Annotated in this window: 15 protein-coding genes and 4 pseudogenes; 8 read left to right on the top strand and 11 right to left on the bottom strand. The window is 66.8% G+C overall.

The genetic code is table 11. The features are described from left to right. Positions 1-137: 137 nt before the first annotated feature. Together AB0D04_RS37410 and AB0D04_RS37405 are read right to left on the bottom strand one after the other, a co-directional pair. Positions 138-518 carry a peptidase inhibitor family I36 protein gene (locus AB0D04_RS37410; protein WP_362711872.1) on the bottom strand — a complete coding sequence of 127 codons (381 nt, stop codon included), beginning with the start codon at positions 516-518 and terminating at the stop codon, positions 138-140. 316 nt (positions 519-834) lie between these two features. Next, positions 835-975, bottom strand: a complete 141-nt coding sequence (locus AB0D04_RS37405) for a hypothetical protein (RefSeq protein ID WP_362711871.1) — start codon at positions 973-975, stop codon at positions 835-837. Positions 976-1,496: 521 nt separating this feature from the next. Here AB0D04_RS37405 and AB0D04_RS37400 point away from each other — a divergent pair. Further along, positions 1,497-1,664 (top strand): annotated as a pseudogene (locus AB0D04_RS37400) (hypothetical protein); the annotation flags it as partial. A gap of 245 nt (positions 1,665-1,909) precedes the next feature. Here the strand turns inward: AB0D04_RS37400 and AB0D04_RS37395 are convergent. Further along, positions 1,910-5,686 (bottom strand): hypothetical protein, encoded by a 3,777-nt coding sequence (locus AB0D04_RS37395; RefSeq protein ID WP_362711870.1) that lies wholly within the window; start codon positions 5,684-5,686, stop codon positions 1,910-1,912. A gap of 164 nt (positions 5,687-5,850) precedes the next feature. Here AB0D04_RS37395 and AB0D04_RS37390 point away from each other — a divergent pair. Both AB0D04_RS37390 and AB0D04_RS37385 read left to right on the top strand, forming a co-directional pair. Beyond that, a pseudogene (locus AB0D04_RS37390) lies at positions 5,851-6,605 on the top strand (IS256 family transposase); the annotation flags it as partial. A 689-nt stretch (positions 6,606-7,294) separates the two neighbouring features. Then, entirely contained in the window at positions 7,295-7,816 is a 522-nt protein-coding gene (locus AB0D04_RS37385; protein WP_362711869.1) for a hypothetical protein, read from the top strand. A 632-nt stretch (positions 7,817-8,448) separates the two neighbouring features. Here AB0D04_RS37385 and AB0D04_RS37380 read toward each other — a convergent pair. Next, complete coding sequence (locus AB0D04_RS37380) at positions 8,449-9,306, bottom strand: hypothetical protein (protein ID WP_362711868.1); 858 nt, start codon at positions 9,304-9,306, stop codon at positions 8,449-8,451. Positions 9,307-9,649: 343 nt separating this feature from the next. Between AB0D04_RS37380 and AB0D04_RS37375 the strand changes: the two genes are divergently transcribed. The 3 genes and pseudogenes from AB0D04_RS37375 to AB0D04_RS37365 all read left to right on the top strand — a co-directional run. Then, the gene (locus tag AB0D04_RS37375) at positions 9,650-9,979 is read left to right on the top strand and encodes a CU044_2847 family protein (protein WP_362711867.1); all 330 of its coding nucleotides are present in this window, start codon (positions 9,650-9,652) and stop codon (positions 9,977-9,979) included. A 355-nt stretch (positions 9,980-10,334) separates the two neighbouring features. Further along, positions 10,335-11,762, top strand: a pseudogene (locus AB0D04_RS37370) (AAA family ATPase); the annotation flags it as partial. A gap of 180 nt (positions 11,763-11,942) precedes the next feature. Further along, a pseudogene (locus tag AB0D04_RS37365) lies at positions 11,943-12,866 on the top strand (ATP-binding protein); the annotation flags it as partial. A gap of 224 nt (positions 12,867-13,090) precedes the next feature. On the opposite strand, the gene AB0D04_RS37360 reads toward AB0D04_RS37365, so the two are convergent. From AB0D04_RS37360 to AB0D04_RS37335, 6 genes are all read right to left on the bottom strand, one after another. Continuing rightward, positions 13,091-13,447, bottom strand: coding sequence for a hypothetical protein (locus AB0D04_RS37360; RefSeq protein ID WP_362711866.1), 357 nt, complete (start codon positions 13,445-13,447; stop codon positions 13,091-13,093). Next, complete coding sequence (locus AB0D04_RS37355; protein ID WP_362711865.1) at positions 13,444-14,124, bottom strand: hypothetical protein; 681 nt, start codon at positions 14,122-14,124, stop codon at positions 13,444-13,446. Before AB0D04_RS37355 ends, AB0D04_RS37360 begins: the two co-directional genes overlap by 4 nt. Positions 14,125-14,198: 74 nt before the next feature. Next, the gene (locus AB0D04_RS37350) at positions 14,199-16,223 is read right to left on the bottom strand and encodes a hypothetical protein (RefSeq protein ID WP_362711864.1); all 2,025 of its coding nucleotides are present in this window, start codon (positions 16,221-16,223) and stop codon (positions 14,199-14,201) included. Continuing rightward, positions 16,220-17,038: a hypothetical protein gene (locus AB0D04_RS37345; protein WP_362711863.1), complete on the bottom strand. Its 819-nt coding sequence runs from the start codon at positions 17,036-17,038 to the stop codon at positions 16,220-16,222. The genes AB0D04_RS37350 and AB0D04_RS37345 overlap by 4 nt, the downstream gene beginning before the upstream one ends. Positions 17,039-17,144: 106 nt before the next feature. Beyond that, complete coding sequence (locus tag AB0D04_RS37340) at positions 17,145-17,804, bottom strand: Crp/Fnr family transcriptional regulator (protein WP_362711862.1); 660 nt, start codon at positions 17,802-17,804, stop codon at positions 17,145-17,147. Between the two features lie 40 nt (positions 17,805-17,844). Continuing rightward, a complete protein-coding gene (locus tag AB0D04_RS37335; protein ID WP_362711861.1) occupies positions 17,845-18,285 on the bottom strand; it encodes a Pycsar system effector family protein in 441 nt (146 codons plus the stop codon). A 437-nt stretch (positions 18,286-18,722) separates the two neighbouring features. Between AB0D04_RS37335 and AB0D04_RS37330 the strand changes: the two genes are divergently transcribed. Beyond that, entirely contained in the window at positions 18,723-21,161 is a 2,439-nt protein-coding gene (locus AB0D04_RS37330) for a Helicase associated domain protein (RefSeq protein ID WP_362711860.1), read from the top strand. 415 nt (positions 21,162-21,576) lie between these two features. Continuing rightward, a complete protein-coding gene (locus tag AB0D04_RS37325) occupies positions 21,577-21,957 on the top strand; it encodes a hypothetical protein (RefSeq protein ID WP_362711859.1) in 381 nt (126 codons plus the stop codon). Between the two features lie 139 nt (positions 21,958-22,096). Here the strand turns inward: AB0D04_RS37325 and AB0D04_RS37320 are convergent. Next, positions 22,097-22,404 (bottom strand): hypothetical protein (locus AB0D04_RS37320; protein ID WP_362711858.1); only part of this gene is annotated, 308 nt, incomplete at its 5' end.

Genomic DNA, 22,404 nt, shown 5'->3' with positions numbered 1-22,404 from the left:
CCCGTACCTGCCGCCTGAGCCGCACGCCCGGGCGCCACCGCGATTCCTCCTTCACCCGCCCGCCTGTCCTTCCTCGACGAGCAAGTGGCGCGGCCGCACCCCACCCGTCAGCAGTCAGTGACGGACAAAGCCCGCTGTCAGCTGAACTTGATGGAGCTCGTCGCGTCGCTCATGTTGGAGTGGTCGCCGAAGTGCGGCTCCTTCTCACCCGGTGCCAGGGGGAAGCTGGCGCCCACGTAGTTCTTGTGCTGGTAGAACGTGACCGTGCGGTTGCCCTTGTTCTTGGCGGAGCTGATGGTGTCGTTCCAGCCGTACTTCGACAGCTTCGGGATGTTCTTGGTGAAGGTCGTGCTCCTGTTCTTGTACTTGGCGTCCTGGAAGACCACGACCTTCCGCTTCGCGGCAGCTGCCTGGTCGGCGGCGACAGGGGCGTGACCGTCGGCGAAGGCCGGCAGCGCGACTCCGAGTGAGAGGGCAGCTGCGGCGGCGCCTGCAGCCACGATATTGCGTATGCGCATGATGCATCCTTTGACTAGTTGTCATGTGATATGCGCCGGTCCGTCCATGCCCCGGAGTCGGGGCGAGTGAGGCCCGGCGAGATCAAGTTCAACCGCCGCGGAGTTGTTTGACAGCCCATCTGAGCTGCACTAATCAATTCTCCTCGGCCGCGTCAGAGAGAACTCGTCGCCATACGGGCGACCTTGTGGGTGGTATCGGAACTTCCGTGGGCGTGGCCAGTTGGAACACACGCCGGCGGCCGGGAAGCGGTGACCGCGCTCGCCTCTGCGGCCTCCGTCGCTGTCTCTTTCTCTGCCCCCACCCCTGAGCGTCCCGTCACTCTGTACGGCGCATCAGGTCGGGGGTCCACCAGTGCGGACGGATCGACGCTGATGTCCCACCCAGCCGCACGGACACGCTGTAGGCGACACGGCCGTTCTCGTAGTCGTACCGGCCGAGCACGGGCACCTCTGCCACTGGCCGGCGACATGCATCTCGAGGGCGGGAGCCTTCTTCCACGCGCGGACGCGAGGCTTGGGCCCGTGTTCGGGACGCTACGGCGGAGCCTCATAGGGATCGGGCAATTCCTGCGCGACGCGCTGACCGCCCGCGCCCACAGGGCCGGTACCTGAGACAGCCGGACGTGCCCACCGGAAAGGAGGTGCTGCCTCGTGGTGACCATGCGAGAACTGGCCACCGACGACGCCCAGGCCCTTACCCGCATCCAGAGCGGCGTCTCCGTCCGGCACACCCCGGCCCAGAACTCACCCTCGCCCAGGCACAGCAGAAGATCCGCACGGCCCTCGCCAGAGCCGCCGAGACACCGCGCGCACAGTGGAGCTGGGGCATCGTCACCACCGACGAGATGATCGGCCTGATCGCCCTGCGGCGACAAACCCTGTCCATGGGCACCCTCAGCTACATCCTCCAGGACACCCGAGGGCAACGGCTACACCACCGAAGCGGTCAAGCACGTCGTCTCCTTCGCCTCCACCACCCTCGGCCTGGGACGCCTGGAGGCCAAGCACCACCCCGACGATCCGGCCTCCGGCCGTGTCCTGACCAAGACCGGCTTCACCCCACCGGTACCGCCCACCGGCATGCCGACGACCGAACTGCCGTGGCGTACCGGCCCCCAAGACGGTCGGCCCCTGCAACTCCACTGAATGCGCCACCGACCTGACCGGCATTCAGGTTCAGCTCTCAGCCGGCAGACGGCGTGCCGGCTTCCGTCCAGGTGCCGGCCCGTGGGCCCGCGCCTGCCTCGTGCACGGCCAACTGCTGGAGATGGCCCGTAGCGGTTTGGGCTTCCCGCGATGTCAATAACGGTAGGAGCGTCTTTTCGGCGTCGCGTCCCCCGTCCATCAGAGCAAGTAGCCGCTCGCCCATGGTGCTTGATGGCTTGCCTTGGTCAGCAGGTGGAGCGGTAGGGGACCGCTGGCAGGTAGGACTGCCATTCGGTCCGGGTGAGGCCGCCATGGGCGCGTTTGCACAGGGTGCGAGCGGCGCGGTCTGGTGCAGTGGTGTAGCTCTGCACGGTTGTGTGCTGCCCGACTGTGCGCAGGGTGTTTCCGTCGGGGGTGAAGGCCACCGCGAGGAGTGGGTCGTCCGGGGCCGTCGGCAGAGCATTGCCGAGGGGTTGGTTGGAGTTGGTGTCCCACAGGCTCAGGATGCCTTTCTCGGTGGCTACGGCCAGGGTGCTGCCGTCTGGAGAGAAGGCGAGGCCGTTGACTTGTTCGTGGCCGTCCGTGCCTTCCGTGCCGGGCAGTAGTTGCCCTAGTCGGCGTTGGCCCAGTCCGTCCCAGAGGTCGACTCTGCCCGCGCTGTCACCAGCGGCAAGAAAGCGGCCGTCGGGGCTGAAGGCGACTGCCACGGTCTCCGCGCTGGTGAGGGATCTGCGGACGACGCGGCCCGTGCGGATGTCGACGAGCCGCCCGACGACGTATTCACCTCCGACGGCAACAACGTTGCCGTCGGGATGCGCTGCCAGCAGGTCCCCCTCCACTTCATGAAGGGAGCGGATGGGACCGTTGCCGATACGCCATCTCCCAATCTTCTCCACGGACGACAGCCGGCGGGTGGAGCTTCCGGCGCCGTCTCTGCCACCGTCGTCTTCCGAGAACAGAAGAGAATCACCATGCGGTGAGAAGAGCGCTCGAAAACCGTTCCCCTTATACCCTCGAAATTTTTCCGGTAAGTTGATGTGCCTTCTGGTGGAAGAGTCCCATAGATGAAGATGCACCCCTCGGGCCCCGGAGGGTGAGCCGTAGGCAAACTGGCGCCCGTCCGGCCGGAAGGAGAGATAGGGTCTATCGTTGCATCTCTCAAGGTCGATTTCCTCCATTGGGGCGCACGGTACGCTCATTGACATGTGTATCTTCTTCGTGCTCAGAGCGTTCCGCAGCTGATATACAATCCGCTCTTTTTCGATGCGGGAAGTGGCCAACTGGCTCGCATCAGGGCTGAATTGCGCAATTTCGAGCTCCGCCTTACCCCGCGTCCGAGCGGTCAGGTGTTCGAGGGAGAGGGTCCGAACCGCGCCCCCGCCCACGTACCGCAGTACGCGCTGCGCCGTGTCCAACCGGAGCTGTGACACCTCCTCGTTGAACGTGGCGTAGCGCAGGGCCGGGTATTGGGGATGGCTGGTGCGCCAGACAAGGATCTCGCCGTCATCCCGGCCCGCGAGCAGGCTCCCGTCGCTGCTCACCTCGATCTCCGTGAGTCCGGAATGCTTGACCTGCCACAGCTTGCGGCCCGAGCGAAGGTCCCTCGCCTCTGCCCCCTTGCCGTCCTCTGAGCGCAACAGAATTTTGCCGTCATCGGTGAACTGTTGTGACGTGGAATCATCGCACCGCTCCTGCCGCCAGGGCGGAGGCTCCCTGCGACCTCGCTCTACGTCCCACACTATCGACGGGAAGTAATTCGAACATGCTGCTATGTGCCCGCCGTCGGGGCTCACGGCGACGTCTACTTCGCCCATTTCCGTATTTTTGGAGGAGTCCGGCAGGGTGCGTCGAAACAGCAAGCGACCGTGCTGCCAGTCCCACAGTTCGACGGCATCTGTGTCCCAAGACAGCAGGGCATTTCCGTCTCCGGTCAACTCGCTGAAGCTTAGGCTGTGAGGGAGATACTTTTTCGTTGTGCCGTCGGCCGTCCTGTATACCATCACCCCATAATCATTCTGCTCCATGACGGCTGTCCCGCCATCTCTCGTGGCTGACAGCAAAAGATGGGGTTCGAGCTCCGACGTGCTGGCTTTGTGCGGTGGGAGTTCGCGGTGTGTGCGTACGTCCCAGCGTCGGATCCGGTTCTTGCCGGGGTAGACAAGCGTGCGCCCATCCGTGGTCAGAAAGGGGTCCGACACGTTATCGCCCGCCGGCAGGGACAGCGCATCGAGTTCCCGCCGGGACAGGGCGCCCAAGATCGCTCCGCGAGTCTCGGGCGTCTGTGCCAGATGCCAGGCGGCGACGCTCAGGCGCATGGCGCGTACCGGGTCGGTGGTGCGAAGGCCGGTGGCGAGGGAGGCGATACGGCGGGCTTCGGCCTGCGCCTGTTGGTGATCGGTGCTTCGTTTTTGCTGCCATGCGAGAGTGCCTGCCAACAGGAGCAGTACACACAACATGGCAAGTGCCACGAGGACGCGTCGGGAGCGGCGTGCCACGCGTGCTGTCTGCTCGCGCTCCGCCGCTTGGGCTGCCAGGCCTGCGTCGAGAAAGGCAGCCTCCAGCGAGTTCAGTGCGCTGCGCTCGCCCTCGGCGAAGGCCTCTTCCACTCGGTCCAGACGGCTGCCGCGGTAGAGGGATCCCTCGTCGCGGGAGAGTTCTTGCCAGGTCGTGGCGTCGTGGGTCAGCTGCCGGTGCAACCTGATGTGTTCGCGTTCTTCGCTGATCCAGTGGCGAAGTCGGGGCCAGGCGTTGATCACTGCTTCATGAGCGAGGCAGACATTGCCGTCATCGAGAGTGAGCAGCCGGGCACGGGCCAGGTGGTCGACAACAGCAGCGGTGTCGGCGCTGCCGGGGATGGATTCGAACTCGGTGCGCGGGGCGGGGCGGTGTGTGTCCTCGGTGCCGTTTCCCGGCGCGATGAGGCGAAGCAGGATGCGGCGGGCGAGGGAGGCTTGTGCGGGGGTGAGGCGGCCGTAGGTGTCCTCGGCGGTACGGGTGATGGAGCCGTGTAGGCCGCCGGCTGATTCGTAAGCCTGAACTGTGAGCATCCGACCCCGACGTCGACGCCAGGTTTCCATCAGGGCGTGGGACATCAGCGGAAGAGCCCCCGGATTGTCCACGACCTCCTCGACGACGCGGGCCGTGAGGTCCTTTTCCACGATCAGCCCGTGAGCCGCGGCGGGCCCGACGACGGCTTCCCGGTACTGCTCCCGGTCCATCGGCCCCACCAGCAACGTAGCGTCCTTCAGCGCTGCGGCCAGAGCACTGTGGTCGGCGCAGCGGCCGAAGAAGTCGGCGCGTACAGCCAGGACCACCCGCAGCCGGGAGCCGTCGTCGCGCGCGGCGAGCAGCAGCCGGAGGAACTCGTCCCGTTCCTTCGCGTCCGCGCACAGGGTGAAGAGTTCCTCGAACTGGTCCACCAGAACCCAGGTGTCACCTGGCCCCGGGCCCGGCACCAGGCGCTGGCCGTTTGCCAGCGGGTGGGCGCCGGGAGTGAGGATGCGCACGGCGGCCGGCGGCTCGCCCGCCGCGTCGTTGATCCGTCGGAGGCGGGGGACGAGCCCAGCCCGTAGCAGCGAGGACTTGCCGCTGCCCGAGGCCCCCACCAGAGCACTGACGCGATGGCGACGGGCCGTCTCCTCCACCTGGCCGGCCAACTCCCCGCGACCGAAGAACAGCTCCGCGTCATTTGGCTCGAACCGTGCCAGCCCGCGGTAAGGCGGATCAGCATCCTCGTCCTCATGGAGAGGCAGCTGCGCCAGTTCCCCCTCTGCCTCCTCCCACAGCTGCTGCCAGTACCCCGTATCCCCGCTGCACACCTCCACATAGGCCAGCAGCACCGGCAGCGTCGGCAGACGCGCACCCGCCGCAGCCTGCGACAGCGTCGCCGCCGAATATCCCGCGCGGCGTGCCATGTCCCGGTACGCGGGCGCACCGGCCTCGTCACGGAGTTTGCGTAATTCGTAGGCGAAACGCTGTACCGGCCCTGCCTGCGGGTCGACCGGATTCTGCGGACGTCCCATGAGTCCTCCCCGTTGTGGATCACCGCCACCCTAATAAGAACCTGGCCAGCCAACTCGACGAGAGGAGTGATTTCCGCGCTAGCCCGGGGACTGTAAGACGTTCGGTGTAACTCCCGATCAAGGAAGATGCACCGATGACCAGCGAGAACGTGACCGAGCCCGAGATGGCCGAGTCGGCTGAGCCGAAGCCGTCGAAGTCCGTGGACGACCAGCTGATTGACGAGCTGGTGGGTCGGGCCCAAGCGGAAGGTCTCCAGCTGACCGGTGAAGGCGGTCTGCTCCAGCAGCTCACCAAGCGGCTGTTGGAGTCCGCCCTGGAGGGCGAGATCACCGATCATCTTGGCTATGACAAGCACGATCCGGCCGGGAAGAACGGCGGCGACAGTCGCAACGGCACCCGCGCCAAGACCGTGCTCACCGATGTCGGCCCGGTGGAGATAGCTGTGCCCCGCGACCGTGCGGGCAGCTTCGAGCCGAAGATCGTCAGGAAGCGGCAGAAGCGACTGTCCGGCGTCGACGAGATGGTCATCTCCCTTGCCGCGAAGGGGCTGACGACCGGCGAGGTCCAGGCCCACCTGGCCGAGGTCTGTGGCGCAGAGGTGTCGCGCCAGAGCATCTCCACGATCACCGACAAGGTCCTCGACGGCATGGCCGAGTGGCAGAGCCGGCCCTTGGGCGCTGCCTATCCGGTGATCTTCATCGACGCGATCCACGTGAAGATCCGCGACGGCGCGGTCGCCAACGGCCCGTCTACGTGGCCCTGGCGGTAACAGCCGAAGGCCGGCGGGAGATCCTCGGCCTGTGGGCCGGCGACGGCGGCGAGGGCGCCAAACACTGGATGCACATCCTCACCGAGATCAAGAACCGCGGTGTGCACGACGTCCTCATGCTCGTCTGCGACGGGCTCAAGTCACTGCCCGCCGACACGCCAAGCCGGCGCCGCCCTCGATGCCGGCTCGGCGTGCCGCCCGGATGTCCCCGAAGCAGGCCGTGCGCGTCCTCTTGCACGACCCCGTCGCCGGCGTCCCGCGCTGCACCGCGCCCCGCGCACCCACCGCCGCGGTGGCGCCTTCCCCGGCGGACCGGTCCCGGCCGCCGCCTGCGCCTCGAACGGCGCCGCGCCCTGCCTGGGGTCACCGGCCGGCCCGACGGTCTGGTCCTCCGGCCGCTCCAGCCCGCCTGCGGCCCGGGCCCCGTGGGGGAGTTGCGCCAGGCATTGGTCAACGCCGGGCAGGTGGACGCTGCCCGGGTCTGAGAGCCGCCCGCACCCGCCCGCCATGTTTCCGCCGGCCACCGCGGCCGGGGCCGGGCCGCGGTGGCCAGGGCCCGCGCGCCTCGTGCGTTGCCGAACACCGCACTCCCGACCGTCGCGTGCTGGCCGGCGCACCACATGGGCAACCGAAGGGCACTGCCCCGGCCGCCTTCGCATCACAGACGCTGGGCCGCTCGGTTGCTTCGATGTCGCCAGATGCGTGCCGGGTACGGGCGAGCTGGCGGGCTCACTGGCCGGTGAACGGCATGTTCCTCGACTGCCCGGGTACGTGCGGCGCAGCCACGACGTGTTGCTCGCCCGGACGGTGAGGGCTGCGGTCGAGGGACGCGGCGGGCATGGCGGTGCTGATCGGATCGTTCTCCACTGGCAAGACCAAGGCATGTTGGGAGGCCGTCCAGCCGCTCGCCGAGCACGGGTGGCGGTTGCGGCATCTTTTCGATCCCACCCGGGCCGAGGCAGCTCTCGCCGATCTCCGTCGGGTGGGACCGCGCACGGTGGTGTGGCTCAACGAAGCCCAGCACTATCCCGGCCACCAGTTGGGGCACCACCGCCCCGACGACGCCGTACAAGCCCTACCAGCTTGCGGAACTGCCGCTCGCTCAGCCCGAGAACAGCCCGGCTCCACCGCCGTCACCACAGCACCCACACCAAGACCATCACATGTCTGCCAGCCCACCGCCGATGGGCAGTGGTGGCTGAGATACGTGGGTACCGTGCCGGCTGATCAAAATCCCTTGAGTAAAACTAGAAACAACAGACTCGTGTTTCGCATCATCACGGCAGTTCAGATGGCGAGAATTATTCACTTCAACGAGGGGCATCTCGGGGATGCGGAAAAAGTTCCGCCTGCTGTATGAGTCGCGGGAACTCTGTGGCTATGCGACTTCATCTGCTGCGGTGGGCCAGCGTTTCCCATACGCCCTGGGCCTGCTTCAGCAACGGATCAACAGCCATCAACCGATCCTGCCACTACGAGATCACAGACGCCGAGGGATTCCGTTGGCCGCCACGGTGACAAGATGCCTCAGGTGGTCCCAACGCAAGCCATTCCCCGGGGCCACTTCAGGACGTCCGCAAGCCTCGAAGTCCCCACCAACCGGGGCCGCTGGAAGGCGTCTTGCCGGGGCCGCTGAACAACGTCACAGCCAGTGATGCCGCCGCCGCAAAAAGCCCCTGACGTACTCGTGCGGAAGGCCGAAGAAGGCGGCGAGGTACTTTGCCCCTCTCGTGCGCCACTGTGACGCCACGGACTTCACAAGGGTGTTCAGCCAAGCACATCGTGACGTGCGCTCACGTCGTGAACGTAGTGCTTGGCCGCGACAAGGCGTCACGGGAACGGCCTCGTGGTGATCGCCCGACGCGCGCCTGGAATTCGATCCACACGAATGCCGGACCGGACCCTCTCGACCTCGGAGTGGAAACCGCAGGACGCGAACCTGGGGAAGTCGCGAGGGGCCCGTGCGTGTGGGGAGACCGATCGAGTGGTGCGTCACTGCCCTGCGTCGGGGTGCTGCTGCGCGGCACTCAGGAAGGCGGCCCGTGACTCTTCAAAGAATCGGAGACAGTCGTCTCGTTGATGCAACATCTCGCCCCGTCCCCCATGGGCGGCGTCGTGCAGAAGGGTTCGAGCCTGGCCGCTGGTTATGGATGGGCACGCGGCAAGGGCTTCTGTTGCTGCGGCATAGGCGCTCTCAATCCGTTCGTGGGCAATGTCGGGCTCAGTGGCGGGATCGAAGGAGGCCCAGGGGCTGGGCCCTGTGGGGGCACGAAGCTCGCGCATCAAATTGCCCAGGTGGGACAGCGCGGCCTGCGCATCGTGTACGGGTGCGGCGGTGTCATCAGCGAAGTTCGTACGTTCGTCGTCGACTGCCGCGTGAAAGGCGTTCCATGCGCGGGAAGCGGGCAGGTCGCCTTCGACCAGTTCCAGGTAGTCGTTGCATGTCCGCCGCAGTGTCTTGGCCGCCGTTACCACTGGTGGTGGGCCTTCCAGTTCCAGCACGACCAGGGAGGTTTTGACCACGCGGCGGGCGGCCGCGAAATCCTCGCCGGCCCCTGAGGGCGCGGAGTGCCCGGCGTTGACGGCGTCTTCAATGGTGAGGAGGAACGCCGACCAGGCGTCCCTCCGGATGCCACGTCGCCATTGTGCGTGTGCTGCGGTCGATTGCGCGGAAGTCTGGTCAACTGCCGCCTGGTAGGTCGCCTGGGCCTGTGCGAGCCCAGCTTGGCTGGTTGCGTCCGCACTGCGTAGGGCGGCCCGCATCTGCCATCTGCCCACAAGGACAGTGGCCGGTATTCCTACCGCCGCGACCAGTGCGGCTGCGAGTGCGCCGAATCCTGCAAGGTCCATAGCCGTCGATGTTGCCTCACGACCGGTGGTGCCTCAGCGACCTCGGCGGTCCGCAGGAATGTCTACACCGCTGGGTCGGCGACGTTCCGGCCGGCCATGAGGAGCGGCGCAGGTGAGACCACCTTGCGGCCACCGTCGTGCGGGGCAAGGCATCCCCGAGTGCGGCTGACGGGGCGTGAGCCTCCTCTCCGCTACCCCGCCGTTGAGTCGGCACTGGCTGTTTGATCAAAGGATCATCCTGTCAATCACGTGTTCCCTAGGCTGGTCGGCAGCAGAAGGCTGGGCGCAACCGGGAGGAGACCCGTGTGTCCTGCTGTGTCTGGTCGACGACAGGGGTGGGGTCATGAGGCTTATCGCGGTGCCGTTGAACGAGGACGACAAGGAGCCAACAGTCTTCGAATCCGACATCGAGCTGACGGATTCGGATCTTGAGCTGGCCGCGGGGAGCGCAGGCGTCGTGGCGAGGGCTCGTGTGTCTTTGGACGACGCCATGGCTCAGGTCCGTCCCACGCTTGCTCGGGTGGTCGAGACGGTACGGGAGCTGGGACCCGATGAAGCCGAGATCGAGTTCGGCCTCAAGATCGGTGGCGACACGACAGTGATCATCGCGAAGGGCACTGCGGAAGTGAACTTCGCCATCCGGCTCAAATGGCAGGCTGCGGACCCCAGCTGACGCAGTGGGAGTTCAGCGCGAAGGCTTCATCGTCAAGATCCGTAGAGCGGCGAGTGGGGCACCAGCCGGCATCGGCTATGTCGTGGGCGACAAGCACATCGTGACGTGCGCTCACGTCGTGAACGTAGCGCTTGGCCTCGACAAGGCGTCACGGGAACGGCCTCGCGGTGATGCACGTGTCCAGGTCGAGTTCGTACTCCTGGGCGACGCCGAGGGAGCACCCCTGCGGAACTGCCGCATCGGCGCCTGGGATCCTCCTCCCAGCCAAGGCGAGCATGGGCGCGATACAGCCGGGCTGGTGATCGTTGGGGGCGATCCCCTTCCCGCTGGTGCGGGTGCGGCACGCCTCTTGGCGATGCCTTCCAATCCCAACGACGCCGACGTCTTTGGCTACCCCGGAAGTCCAGCGCGACCGGCGACCGGGGCCTGGAGCAGCTGTCTGCTCCGAGGGATCGTTGGCGGGGGGATGGTCCAGCTGGATCGGGAATCCCGGTCGGCATTACGTCTCCAGCCCGGATACAGCGGCGCTCCTGTCGTGATCCGGGACCAGTGGGGGGATGCCGTGGTTGCGATGCTCGCCGTCGCCAGCCGCGTCGAATCCGCTGATGACGCCTACGCGGTGCCGGCAGACGACGTTGCCGCAGCCTGGCCGGACGTTCTGGGCCGCAGCATGCTCCCGCCCTGCCCCTACCGCGGTCTGCACGCCTTCACGCCAGAGGATGCTCAGGCCGGTTTCTTCGTCGGCCGGGAGAGCGAGGTGGCCCGTCTGCGGGACATGGTCAAGACGCAGCCGCTCGCTGTGGTGACGGGCCCTTCCGGGGTGGGGAAGTCCTCTCTCGTTGCAGCTGGTCTGAAGCCGATGCTGCAGGCAGAGGGGTGGGAGGTTTCAACCTTCCGGCCTGGCAGTTCGCCTTTCCACGCCCTAGCTCGTGCCCTGCTGGAATTCGAAGACGCTGGGAGCGGCCACCGGGTAGAGGCCCTTGAACACAGAGCGGAGAGCCTGCGCAGAGAGGGATTTTGGACTGTCGCCGCGAACGTGGCTCTTGCGACGGGGAAGCGGCTCCTCGTCGTCGCCGACCAGTTCGAGGAGATCCTGAGCTCTGCGCGCGGCGAGGAAGAGGCACCGTTGCGGTTCTTGCAGCAGTTCCTGCCCACTCAGCAGCCCGGCCCAGGTCTCAGTCCGGATGTACGCCTGGTGTGCACCCTGCGGTCGGACTTCCTGCCGGCCCTGCTGGATCTTCCGCAATTCGGAGCGCGGTTGCAGGACCGCCAACTCAATGTCTCGCCCCTCGACAAGTCAGCGATGACCAGAGTGATCGTCGAACCCGCTCTGCTGGCGGGAGTCACCTTCGCCGAGGGGCTTCCCGAGATGATCGCCGCCGATGCCAGCAAGGGGCCTGGTGGTTTGCCGCTGCTGGAGTTCGCTTTGACCGAACTGTGGCCCCAGCAGCAGCGGCGTCACATCAGCTACGACGGCTATCACCGGCTGGGGGGTGTGACCGGAGCTCTCAACCGGCATGCCGAACAGGTCTTCACGTCTTTGGCAGAGCAGTATCAGGAGGGCCGGATCCGCCGGGTGCTGCTGTCGATGGTGCGGGCGCGCAGTGGCGCTGCCGATGCAGTTCGAGCGCCTGCCCATCGAGGGCATCTGCGGGACGACTGGCGTGTCGCTCAAAGGATGGCCGATCCGCAGAACCGGCTCGTTGTGCTGGGATCCCACGGTCCCGGCACCGCTGAGATTGCCCATGAGGCACTCATTCGCGAGTGGCGCCGGCTGTCCGGCTGGGTGGACGCAGATGCGGACTTCCAACGGTGGCTGGCACTGATGGAGGAGAGGGCCGCGGAGGGAGATCTGCTCCCGGCGCAGCGGGTGGCCGAGGCGCAAGTGTGGTTGAGCGAACGTGCACAGGACATCCCCGCCAGCGTCGCGGATCTGGTTGATGAGAGCCACCGTGTTGTGGTGCTGACCCAACGGCTCAGAGACCGGTCTCGTGAGCTGGAGGATCGACATAATGCCCTGGAGGAATCGAATGCTGCGCTTGAGGAGAAAGCCGAGCAACTGCGTGAGCAGAACCGCACCATCGAATTGATCAACCAGGAGCTTGCGGAGGCCCACAGCGTCCTGGAGAAGCGCACTGAGCAACTGGCGGCAGCGACGCGCTACAAGTCGGAGTTCGTGGCGAACCTTTCCCATGAGCTGCGTACACCGCTCAACTCCTTGATGATTCTGGCCAGACAGCTGGTCGCGAACACTGAGCGCAACCTCACTCCGCGACAGATCGAGTTTGCGGAGACGATTCACGGCGCCGGCTCTGATCTGGTGCAACTGATCAACGACACTGTCGACCTCTCCCAGGTGGAGAGCGGCAGGATGGAGATCCACCCGACGCCTGTAGCGCTGGCCCCGCTCCTCGACCGCCTCGGGGCAACATTCCTGCCGTTGGCACAGGAGAAGGGACTGCTCTTCTCCGTACGGCTCTCCCCAACGCTGCCGGACTCACTGCACACCGATTCCAAGAGACTGCTGCAGGTACTCCGCAACCTGCTGTCCAACGCCTTGAAGTTCACTCACAGCGGCGGCGTCGAGCTAGCCGTCGAGCCAGCTGCCCCGTCGGAGGTACGACCTTTGCTGAGGGAGCTAGGTTTTGGACCGGAAGGAGGCATGATCGCCTTTTCCGTGGCCGACTCCGGTATCGGAATCGCGCCGAGCAATATGGCGGTCATCTTCGAAGCGTTCAAGCAAGCGGACGGATCGACCAGCCGCAGGTTCGGCGGCACTGGCCTGGGCCTGCCCCTCAGCCGGGACATCGCCCGCTTGCTGGACGGCGCGATCTACGCCACGAGCAAGCCCGATCACGGCTCGACCTTCACCCTCTACCTTCCCCTGACCTGAAGGTCGCTCCTCATGAGCCTCGACTGCCACCACAGCATCACCCGAGGAGGCGCTGGCGGCAGGCTGAGCGGGCACGGCCCCTCACCGATGCCCGGGCCCCAGTGCGCCACATTGTGCCCAAGCGAGTGCCTCCGCCGGCCCGTACCTGGATGCTGTGGGTGCGCCTGGGTCTGCACCGGACCCAGGCGTCCGCACGTGTTGAGAGCGGTAGCGCCCCATCAGCGGTTGGCGGAGGGGCCCCAGTCGACGACGTGGAGGCCGGTGCTCTTGATGAGATCGGCGTCCAGGTGGAGGAGTTGGATGGGGGAGTGGCCGTGCCGGCGTAGCCATCGGTGTCGGCGAGCGTGTTCGGCATCGTCCAGGTTGTGGTCCTGCTCGTGATGGACTCCGGGCGGTCCGCTGCGGTTCTCGTGGGCCCAAGTTCGCACGAGGTCGGTCTCGTCGGGTGCTGTGTGAAGCGTGATGAGGGCCCATGCGGTGTCGTAAGGCAGTGTGGGTCCGTGCTGGTCCATGAGCCGGCGGGTGCGCAGTTGCCGGAGGGGTGCCAGTAACCATCGAGTGGTGTGCAGGGTCATGCCGATGGGCTCCCGGGGGCTTTGGCGGCCTGCCAGTGGGTGGCCGTGGTTTTTAGGTCGTGGTGGCCGAGAGTGTGTAGGGCTTGGGTGAGGGCTTGGAGGAAGACCTCACGCTGCTCAGGGGTGTGCAGGGCGGTGAGGAGCCGGTCGGTGAAGCGGCGGATTTCGCCGCGGATGTCGTCGTCGGTGGTCTCGTGTGGAAGAGGCAGGTCTTTGAGAGCCGTCGCCAGTGGCGTGAGCTCTTGGTAGCGGTCGGGGTATTGAGCGATCCACCACACCTGGCGCAGGTCTGGATCGGCCAGCACGCGCTGCAGGTGGGTCAGGTGGCGTACCTCGTCTTCGTGTGCGAGATCGGCTGCTTGCTGTCGGCGCGCGTGTTCCTCGGCGAGATCGCGGGCCCGGGCCGAGACAGCGAGCTGTACCGCTCCCGTGACCTCCAGCCCGGCAGGGGCAGGCAGCCAATGCGCCAGGGCAGTGTTGGCGGTGTCCCGAGCCGCGACCGGATCGAGGACGGAGTGTCGGCGCAGGAGGGGGGCGAGGTACTGACGCAGATGGTGTCCGGCGAGCGCAGAGGGATCGTGGTGGTCATGTGCTTGCTCGGGTGTCGGGCGCCATGCGCCGTTGACATGCACGGTGAAGAACACGCTGGCGATATGGCTGGGCATCCGCTCGCTCATGACGAGCGGATGCACCTCCTCGCCGCCTGCCCAGGGAGGTCCTGGCGAGGCTCTGCGGCGCCAGGGCAGGATGCTCACGCTGTCGTCGGGAGGCCATCGCTGCCTGGCTCGGTGACCGGGGCGACGACGGTGAGGGACGCCGACTGTTCAGAAAGCAGCTGGTCCAGCAGCGTTCTGCGCCGGGTGCGCCCCAAATCGGTGCCGTGGCTCACCAGCAGCGCGGCGGGTCCCTCCCGGCCGATGCTTCCGCGAAGTATTTCCGCTGTCAGCGGCAATACTTGGTCGTCGGATAGCACGGGGGAGTCCAGCCAGGCCGCGAGTTGGGCATAGGCCCGCTCGGCTGTATCAGGCTCGATCAGCGCCGCGCGCCAGCCGCTGGTGAAGAGCTGTCCGGCCAGCGCATCGATGGAGTCGTCAGCTGGCTCCTGCGCTATGGGCAGCGGCAGAAGGTTGTCTCCTGTCCCATCAGCCAGTGCCAGGAAAGTGCTGGCACCGGCCCTGCGGACTGCTTCGTTGGCGGACTCGGACCAGTCGACGATCTCCGACAGCACCAGCGTGCGTTGCTCGGGAGTACTTGCCAGAGTGCGCACTGCCTTGGCCACCGCTTCGTGGGCCCGGCCGTCTTCCCGTGAGGCCAACAAGCGCAACCGTGTCAGGGCGATACGCGGGTACGTCTGGCCCAGCCTGCCGGAGCAGATCTCCGCTACTGCCTGGGCCAGGGCTTCGCTGGTGTTCTTCTGGTGGGCCCAGTCATACAGTTGCTTACGGACCCCGGCGCCGGTGAGCGGATGGAGCGCCATGGTCTCCAGGACCTCAACGGCCAGCTCCCTGTGCGCGGACCGGCCAGTGTCGATCCAGGTGCTGGCCACGGACAGCACTGTCGCGCCCCCGGGCAGCAGGGACAACTGAGCTAAAGAGGTGGCGACGCGGCGCAAATGCCGCACGGCGATCCCGTTCGGTGCGCTGATGCGCGAGGCCCACTCCAGCAACCCCCGTCGCAATTGCGGCCGCTGTTGCCATACATACTGCAGAACGGCTCCGGCCAGACCATGGTGCTCGGCGTCCAGCGAGATGCTCTCGCCGCCGCCTACTGACGAGGCCTCGATAGCGCCCAGCCGCAAGTCCAGGTCCCGGCCGGCCAACGCTCCGCCCGGCGGCAGGACACCCCCGACCTCCACGAAGAGCTGGTCAGCCGCTTCGAGCACGACGCCGGCCGGGACTCCTTCTAGCAGCGCTGCAGCTACCAGGAGTGCCCGCTCACGCAAGTCTTCTGGTGCCGAGTACCGTTCGAACCAGTCATGCAGGTGCTGCTTCCAGTCCGTGTATTCCTGCTTGACCGAGTCCCTGTCGTCCTCAGTGGCTTGGGCGACGAGCCAAGCCAGGCGAGCCGCGTCGGATGCCTGGGTCGCCTCCGCAAGAAGTGCGTCGAGGGGAACACCCGTGAGCCAGTCCAGACGGCCGGCCGCCAGGTGCCGCAGATGGGCCTCGGCGATTTCTTTTGCCGGCGGATGGACCAAGCGCACGCTGGGCATGGTGGCGAATGCTCCAGGAGCCCAAGTGCCCGGAGTCGCCAGAATGATCAGAAAGGCTTCAGCCGCTTCAGCTTCCTTCTGGTAGTCGGCGAGGCCGGTGTAGAAGTCCTCGGGAAGCGACCGGTAGCCCGTCAGGTCCAGCACGAAGCCGTGCCCTTTGGTGTGAGGAATCTGCTCGGTGCGCGGCCGGTCCCAGTCCAGTACCAGCCAGCGGATCCGCTCCCGGGGAACCCCCGCGTCGCGCAGCACCCGCAGAGCGGCCGCGCGCCGCCCTACGCCTGGCTCACCAAGGAGCACCAGTGCATGGCTTCGACCGTCAACGCGCTTCATCATGCTGACGGCGTGTGCCACCTGGCCGGCCCCGTGGGCGCCGGGGGTGTCGACAAATGCGTTTTCCACGAGGTCCATCTCGTGGTTGTCCACGCCGACCCCGCGCAGATACTCCCAGCCACGCACGTACCGGTGGTGGTGTTCCTCGTAGTTGTGGCCGACCTGGGTCACCCGGGCGTTGCCGGTGGCATCCGCATTCTGCACCGTGCCCGTCACGTCGTCTTCCAACTCCGTCATGACTGCTCCGGGCCGGTGGTGTAGTTGCCGCCGACCTGCACGATCCGCGCTTTGCCGCTGGCCTTGCCCTTCTGCCTCACGCTGGCTTCACGTTCCGTAGCCTGCCTTTTCCCGTCTCCCTGAGCGCCGGGGGGCTGAGGCTGTTGGGCGGGCTCATTACTCCTGTTGGCGAGGTACGGGCTGATCACCGCAGGAGCCACCCCAGGGACAAGGAGCCAACATGCTTCTTCGAAGCCGGGCTTGCCGTTGACGCGGGCGGTGGCCCTGAGGAACTGGCGCTCGCTGACGTCGGGTGTGCGTCCGGCGCGTACGGTGCGGCGAAACGCAGCCTCCGAGACCGCGGCTGCAAGGAAGGATCCGTTGTCTACGGCGGCGGCCATGGCCTCGCGGGCCCCTTCACTGTCGACCAGCCGGCATGCCTCGTTGATGGCGTCGCCGCGGTGGTCGGGTGGCGTCAGCGGACCGACGTGCACGCTCGCCCGAAGCCAGATGGGTGGTGCGCTGGCCAGGCGAGTCTTGTCGTAGCGAGCCAAGGCATCGTGCAGATGGCCGAGCAGAGGGGCGACGAGTCGTGCCGTGTGCCGGGAGGGCAGGACGACGATGGCGCCGTCGCCGGTGTCCTTGTACGCGTCGCCCAGCGAGTGCGGGTCGGGCAGGCCGCTCTGGGCGAACACGGTGGCCAGGATGTCGTCCAGATCCGAACGCACGACGGCCATCTTCGCTTCGGGGACCTGGCTGTAGCCCTTCATGTCGACGACCAGGAGGGCGTGCTCCGGCGGTACGTCGAACTCCTCGGACCCATCGGTTACTGCCATGAAGCCACCAGCCTTTCGGCCTAAGGGAGTTGCGGTTGGTCCCACATGCTGGCCGGGCCGTCACCGTGGTGGTGCCCAGAATTGGGCACCACCACGGTGTGCTGCGTCACCCCTGGTCTTCGGCGTGCGCCCGGATGGAAGCCATATCGCGGATGAGCAGGCCGCCCCCTGCCTCGGTGTCGAGCCAGCCCTGCTCCCGCCATGGCTTGATGGCAGATCCCACAGCATTGCGGGAGGCGCCGATGAGCTGGGACAGCTCTGCCTGGGTCAGGCGCACCACATATGGGGAGCCGGTGGCGGACGCGGCATCCACCAACCGGCCCAGCGCGGCGGCCAACCGCACAGGGACAGCAGCGGTCGCAAGCTCGAGTCGGACTGTCTCTGCTTCGCGGACGCGGGCAATGGCATGGCGCAGCAGCGAAGCCAGTAGATCGTGCTTCTGGACGAAGGCGAGGAAGTCGGCAGCCGGAATGATGTGCACGCGGCATGGCTCGGCGGCTATGACAGAAGCTGTGCGTGGCTGGGCGTCCAAGACGGCAAGGTCCCCCAGTAACTCGCCGGCACCGCGTACGGCAAGAAGCGTACGTTGCCCGTTCGCCCCCGCCAGGGTGATGAGAGTAGACCCGGCAACCAACAGGATCACCTGGGTCCCCGGGTCGCCTTGTCGCAACAGCAGGCTTCTGGCCGGACGTATCCGCTCAGGCGCCAGATCGCGCAGCTGCGACCACAGGCGATCGCCGATGACACTGGCATGTGGCTGGTACATATCCCCCCTGGCATGTGGCGGCCATCACATGCGGATGCTCTCAAGCAGAGATATAGGTGATCAACAGTCCCATTCCGGCCACCAGGATTGCGGTGACAATCAGGTCTACGGCCACTTTGATTGCCCTGAACTTCCTGCGGGCAAGGCTGGCCAACACGGCCAACCGGTCTGCCTCCATGCGCAGTTGATCAAGTCGCCCCATGGCCTGAAATGCCGCCACGACATCCTCGGCTGTGGACCCACGACAGATCCCTTCCAATCCCGTGAACGCACGGTCCCCTGGTAGCACGGGACGGATGGCCGACACGGCCGCGCTCAGAGCTAAACCGAGAAGGAGGCAAGCACACGCCAAGGCGGCTGCCGGAAGTCGTGCACCGTCGGGCAGAGCCGCCAGGGCGGCCCCTGCGACAGCCAGCAGACCTCCGGCTACCCCACACAGGGCCGTAGCCTTCCCGTCTGCCCGTTGCACCTCCACGAACATCTCCGTGCACCTGGCTTTGAGCTTCTCCTCCGCCAAGACGAACCTCACTCTGCCTGAGTCACCGCACGCCCTAGACACGGATTCCTCCCACCTCAAAAACCTTCCCTGACACGCACCCAGAGTGGGGGAGCGAGCACAACGGAGGTGCCAATTACCTGGCACGATGCCTGCCCAGCGCGTCACATCCTGGCCGCTGTCGCACCGGTGCTCCTGGTGCACTCCAAGCCTTGTCTGATCACTTGAGGCCTGGCAGTCGATGAAAGCAGTACCGATCTCGTCGAAACGTTCGGCGCATGGATGAAGCCATAAGCCGCGAAGGCATGAACTGCGAGGGGGAGCCTCTAGGGCCCCGAGTGTGGTGCCAGTCTGGGAGGATGCCCCGGGTGGCTCAAACAACAAAGCCCGCTGGTACATCCCCTCTGCTGAGGTAGCCCTGCATGACTGCGGTCGAAGTTCCCCGACCCAATGGCCAGGACAAGCGGCCGTTGTTTCCGGACCAGGCCGAGGCCGTCAAGCGGCTGGTACGGCCTCTGCGACGCGCCGGGGCACGGGGACTGTTCGTGTCGGCGACGGGGACGGGCAAGACGCTGGTGTCCATCCGGGTGGCGGACGAACTCGGCGCGCGACTGGTGCTGTTCGTGGTGCCGACGCTGGATCTGGCGGCGCAGACGGCTTTGGCGTGGCGCAGGGACGGTCACCTGGAGCATATGGTGATCGTCTCCTCGATGGACGCCGCCGGCCGGGAGGATCTGGCCACGGCGCGGGTTGGCTCGACCAGCAACGCCCACGCGCTCGCGGCGCTGCTGTCCGTGGTGGGGGAGGGGACCGGCCAGGTTCCCGCGCTGACGGTGATCTGCACCTACGACTCCCTCGACAAGATCGAACAGACGCAGAACACGAAGTACGTGGTGCAGCCGTTCGACCTCGCCATCATGGATGAGGCGCACCGGATCGCCGGCCGGGCGGACAAGAAGTGGGCCGTCGTCAACGACGCGCAGCGGATCCTGGCCGACCGCCGCCTCTACATGACCGCAACCCCGCGGATCTTCGGCTCGCCGGAACTGGCGGAGTCCGCCGACGTCACCCGCCCGCGCCGCCGACGCCGCACCCGCCCTGAGCCGGACCTCGACACCTCCGCCAACTCCATGGACAACGAGGCCGTCTATGGCAAGAAGGTTTTCGAATATCCGCTCGCGACCGCGGTGGCCGATGGCCGGGCAGCGGACTACCGCATCGTGGTGCCCACCCTCACCGACGCCGACCTGCGCGCGCGTCTGAATATGCCGGCCCCCGGCACCACCGACGACGGCGAAAACCAAGGCGAGGCCCATGGGGCGCTGCGCACGACCGCACTGCACCTCGCCGTCCTCAAAGCCATGACCGAGCACGGGCTGCGCCGGGTGCTGGTGTACTTCACCCTCGTCTCCGACGCCCGCCGTTTCGCCCGCGAACTGCCCCACACTCTCCGCCTGCTCCGCCACACCGCGCCCGAGCTGTGCCCGGACGTCGATCCGCGGATGTTCTTCGTCCACGGCGAGCACACTCCTGCCGAACGCCAGGAAATCTTCGACGACTTCGCCGCGGCTTCCTGCGCGATCCTGGCCAACTCGAGGCTGATCTCCGAAGGCGTCGACATCCCCAGCGTGGATGCGGTCGTCTTTGCCGACCCCACCCGCAGCGTGATCCGCTGCGTCCAGGCCCTCGGCCGCGCCCTGCGCCTGGACGTCTCAGGCAAAACAGCCAGCCTGATCGTCCCGGTCTACGTTCCGCCCGGCGCCGACCCCGAGGACATCCTCGGCACCGCCTACGAGCCGGTCTGGGCGATCACCTGCGCACTGGCCAGCCACGACCACCGCATCCTGGAACGCCTGCCCGACAAGGCCAACCGCCTCCCACGCGAGACCAGCGATGTCATCGAACGCCGCTGGCACTTCGACTTCACCGTCCACCCCGAGCGCATCGCCCGCGCCATGGACCTGGCCTCCTTCGATCCACGCGACCAGGCCGTCTCCCGCTCCCGACGTCTCGGCCTCGCCGCAGCCCAGGCGTTCCACGACACCTACGGCCACCTCGATGTCCCCGCCGACCACACCGACCCCACCGGCTACGCACTGGGCACCTTCATCACCACCATGCGCGATGCCCGCACCGCCGGGCGTCTGGAGGCGGACTGGATCGCCGAGCTCGACGCCCTCAACATGATCTGGGACAAGCACGACGCCGCCTGGCGCGCCCGTCTCACCGCGGCCGCCGACTACTACGACGCCCACGGCCACCTGGCCACACCCGTCACCACCAAAGTCGGCGCCTGGCTCGCCGAACAGCGTCATCTCGTCGCCAAGGACGAGCTCGACCCGGCACGTGCCGCCGACCTGACCGCACTCGACCCTCACTGGCGCCTGCCGCACGGCGCAGACTGGCACCGCAAATACCACCTGCTCCACAGCCACCTCGCCGCCGGCCACAACCCGGCCACCCTCACCCACGACACCCTGCTCGGCACGGTGAAGATCGGCTCCTGGCTGCACCGACAGCTCACCACCTGGCGCACCCTCCACCCCGGCCAGCAGCACTTGCTCACCCACCTCGGACTGACCCCCGAGACGAACCCGCTCGCCCCCACCCGCCACACCCGCCGGAGCTTCGAGCAGACCGTCCAGCTCCTGGAGCTGTTCCTCCACCGTGAAGGCCGCGCCCCCGCTGCCCGCGAGGCGATCCGCGTCGACGGCGAGACGGTCAAGATCGGTGCCTGGCTCGCCAAGGCCCGCACCAAGCACCGTGCCGACCAACTCCCCGACGAGCACGTCCGCCTGGTCGCCGCCCTGTTCGACAATGACTGGACCGACGAGACCGCCGCTCCCGCCACCTTGGCTTGACGCAGACCTGGTGAGGCCCACACCCCCACCGCCGGTGCCCGCAAGGGGGCTCGGAGTTGGCGTGGCGGTCCCGCGCAACGTGCGAGGGAGTGCGGGACCGCCGGCCGCGCCGTCCTGTCACAAGCGGGCCTGTATGCCGACCGTACAGCCGGGCGTGCCGCTGTACACGGCACCATGTGTCGAGGAGCCGCCAGCCGCCAGCCGCCAGCCGCCAGCCGCCAGCCGCCAGCCGCCAGCCGCCAGCCGCGTGACGACGGGGAGCTGGGCGGCGCAGAAACGGCACCGATGGCTTCGTCCGACGCCTGCGAAGTCCCCCTGAACTCTGCGCTGCTGCTATGCGATTAGTGTATTTTTTTGCGACCATCGCAATATGAATCTGATCAGTGACATTACAGCTGTCCGTTTCCCGCTGCCTATGCCGGGCTCGGTAACCCCGGCAGACCTGTACTTCGACGCCTGCCAGCAGACCGAACACCTACGCACGGAGGAGGCGGAGCGACTGGAGGCCGCGAGCGAAGGCCTTGACGCCGACCCGCTGCTCCTGGCCCTTGAAGACGCCCGGGCCCGTAAGGCCGCAGCGGATGCCGAGATCCGCCGACTCCTCGCTTACGGCCGGGAGTTCCTCGGCACCCGCCCGTACCGCCTGGAATCCCTGGCCCAAGCCAGCGGCATGACGGTCTCCGGCATCCGCACCGCCTACGGAACAGACGCGATCGATGAAGTGCAGCACGCGATCCGCCGAGAACCGAACCGACACACCGCCAAGTCAGCCACCAAGGAGGCCCATGACGGATGACCAGAACACCTACCTCTCCTCACCCCATGACCCCACCTGATCACCGTCTCGAACAGCGCGAATTCACCGCCACACCTGCTCCCGCACACAGCCCGGCCTCCACGCTCTACCTCGCCCTGGGTGCCGCTTCAGGGACTACCTACAGAAGCCCCTGAAGCGGATGCCATCCAGCCACCCCGCGCTGAGGGATCGACATCGCCGGCGGCACCAGCAGGCACCGATACCCGAAAAGAGTCATGCCGCCGACCTCCGGAGATCGCTGGAGAGGCACGCGCACGAGATTCGGATTCACCAAAAGTCTTGAGCCAAGGAAACAGCGGCCCGTCAAAAAACACGACACCCCGTCCAGCCCGTAGCCAGCCCAGGAGTCCCGCTTGCGGGACTCCGTCAGTCCGATCTGCACGAGGCGGTACGGGACCTGGACCCGGCCGAGACGCTGTTCATCAT

The sequence above is a fragment of the Streptomyces sp. NPDC048483 genome (assembly GCF_040651455.1).
In the GTDB taxonomy this organism is placed as follows: Bacteria; Actinomycetota; Actinomycetes; order Streptomycetales; family Streptomycetaceae; genus Streptomyces.
The sequence above is the reverse complement of the archived record's forward strand: the minus strand, read 5'-3'. Positions and strand labels throughout refer to the sequence as shown.

Bases quoted from the DNA above. Each gene is read 5' to 3' on its own strand.
- AB0D04_RS37380 (WP_362711868.1), bottom strand. From the start codon at position 9,306: ATGGACCTTGCAGGATTCGGCGCACTCGCAGCCGCACTGGTCGCGGCG.
- AB0D04_RS37340 (WP_362711862.1), bottom strand. From the start codon at position 17,804: ATGTACCAGCCACATGCCAGTGTCATCGGCGATCGCCTGTGGTCGCAG.
- AB0D04_RS37385 (WP_362711869.1), top strand. From the start codon at position 7,295: ATGGCGGTGCTGATCGGATCGTTCTCCACTGGCAAGACCAAGGCATGT.
- AB0D04_RS37330 (WP_362711860.1), top strand. From the start codon at position 18,723: ATGACTGCGGTCGAAGTTCCCCGACCCAATGGCCAGGACAAGCGGCCG.
- AB0D04_RS37375 (WP_362711867.1), top strand. From the start codon at position 9,650: ATGAGGCTTATCGCGGTGCCGTTGAACGAGGACGACAAGGAGCCAACA.
- AB0D04_RS37355 (WP_362711865.1), bottom strand. From the start codon at position 14,124: ATGAGCGAGCGGATGCCCAGCCATATCGCCAGCGTGTTCTTCACCGTG.
- AB0D04_RS37325 (WP_362711859.1), top strand. From the start codon at position 21,577: ATGCCGGGCTCGGTAACCCCGGCAGACCTGTACTTCGACGCCTGCCAG.
- AB0D04_RS37350 (WP_362711864.1), bottom strand. From the start codon at position 16,223: ATGACGGAGTTGGAAGACGACGTGACGGGCACGGTGCAGAATGCGGAT.
- AB0D04_RS37345 (WP_362711863.1), bottom strand. From the start codon at position 17,038: ATGGCAGTAACCGATGGGTCCGAGGAGTTCGACGTACCGCCGGAGCAC.
- AB0D04_RS37410 (WP_362711872.1), bottom strand. From the start codon at position 518: ATGCGCATACGCAATATCGTGGCTGCAGGCGCCGCCGCAGCTGCCCTC.
- AB0D04_RS37395 (WP_362711870.1), bottom strand. From the start codon at position 5,686: ATGGGACGTCCGCAGAATCCGGTCGACCCGCAGGCAGGGCCGGTACAG.
- AB0D04_RS37335 (WP_362711861.1), bottom strand. From the start codon at position 18,285: ATGTTCGTGGAGGTGCAACGGGCAGACGGGAAGGCTACGGCCCTGTGT.
- AB0D04_RS37360 (WP_362711866.1), bottom strand. From the start codon at position 13,447: ATGACCCTGCACACCACTCGATGGTTACTGGCACCCCTCCGGCAACTG.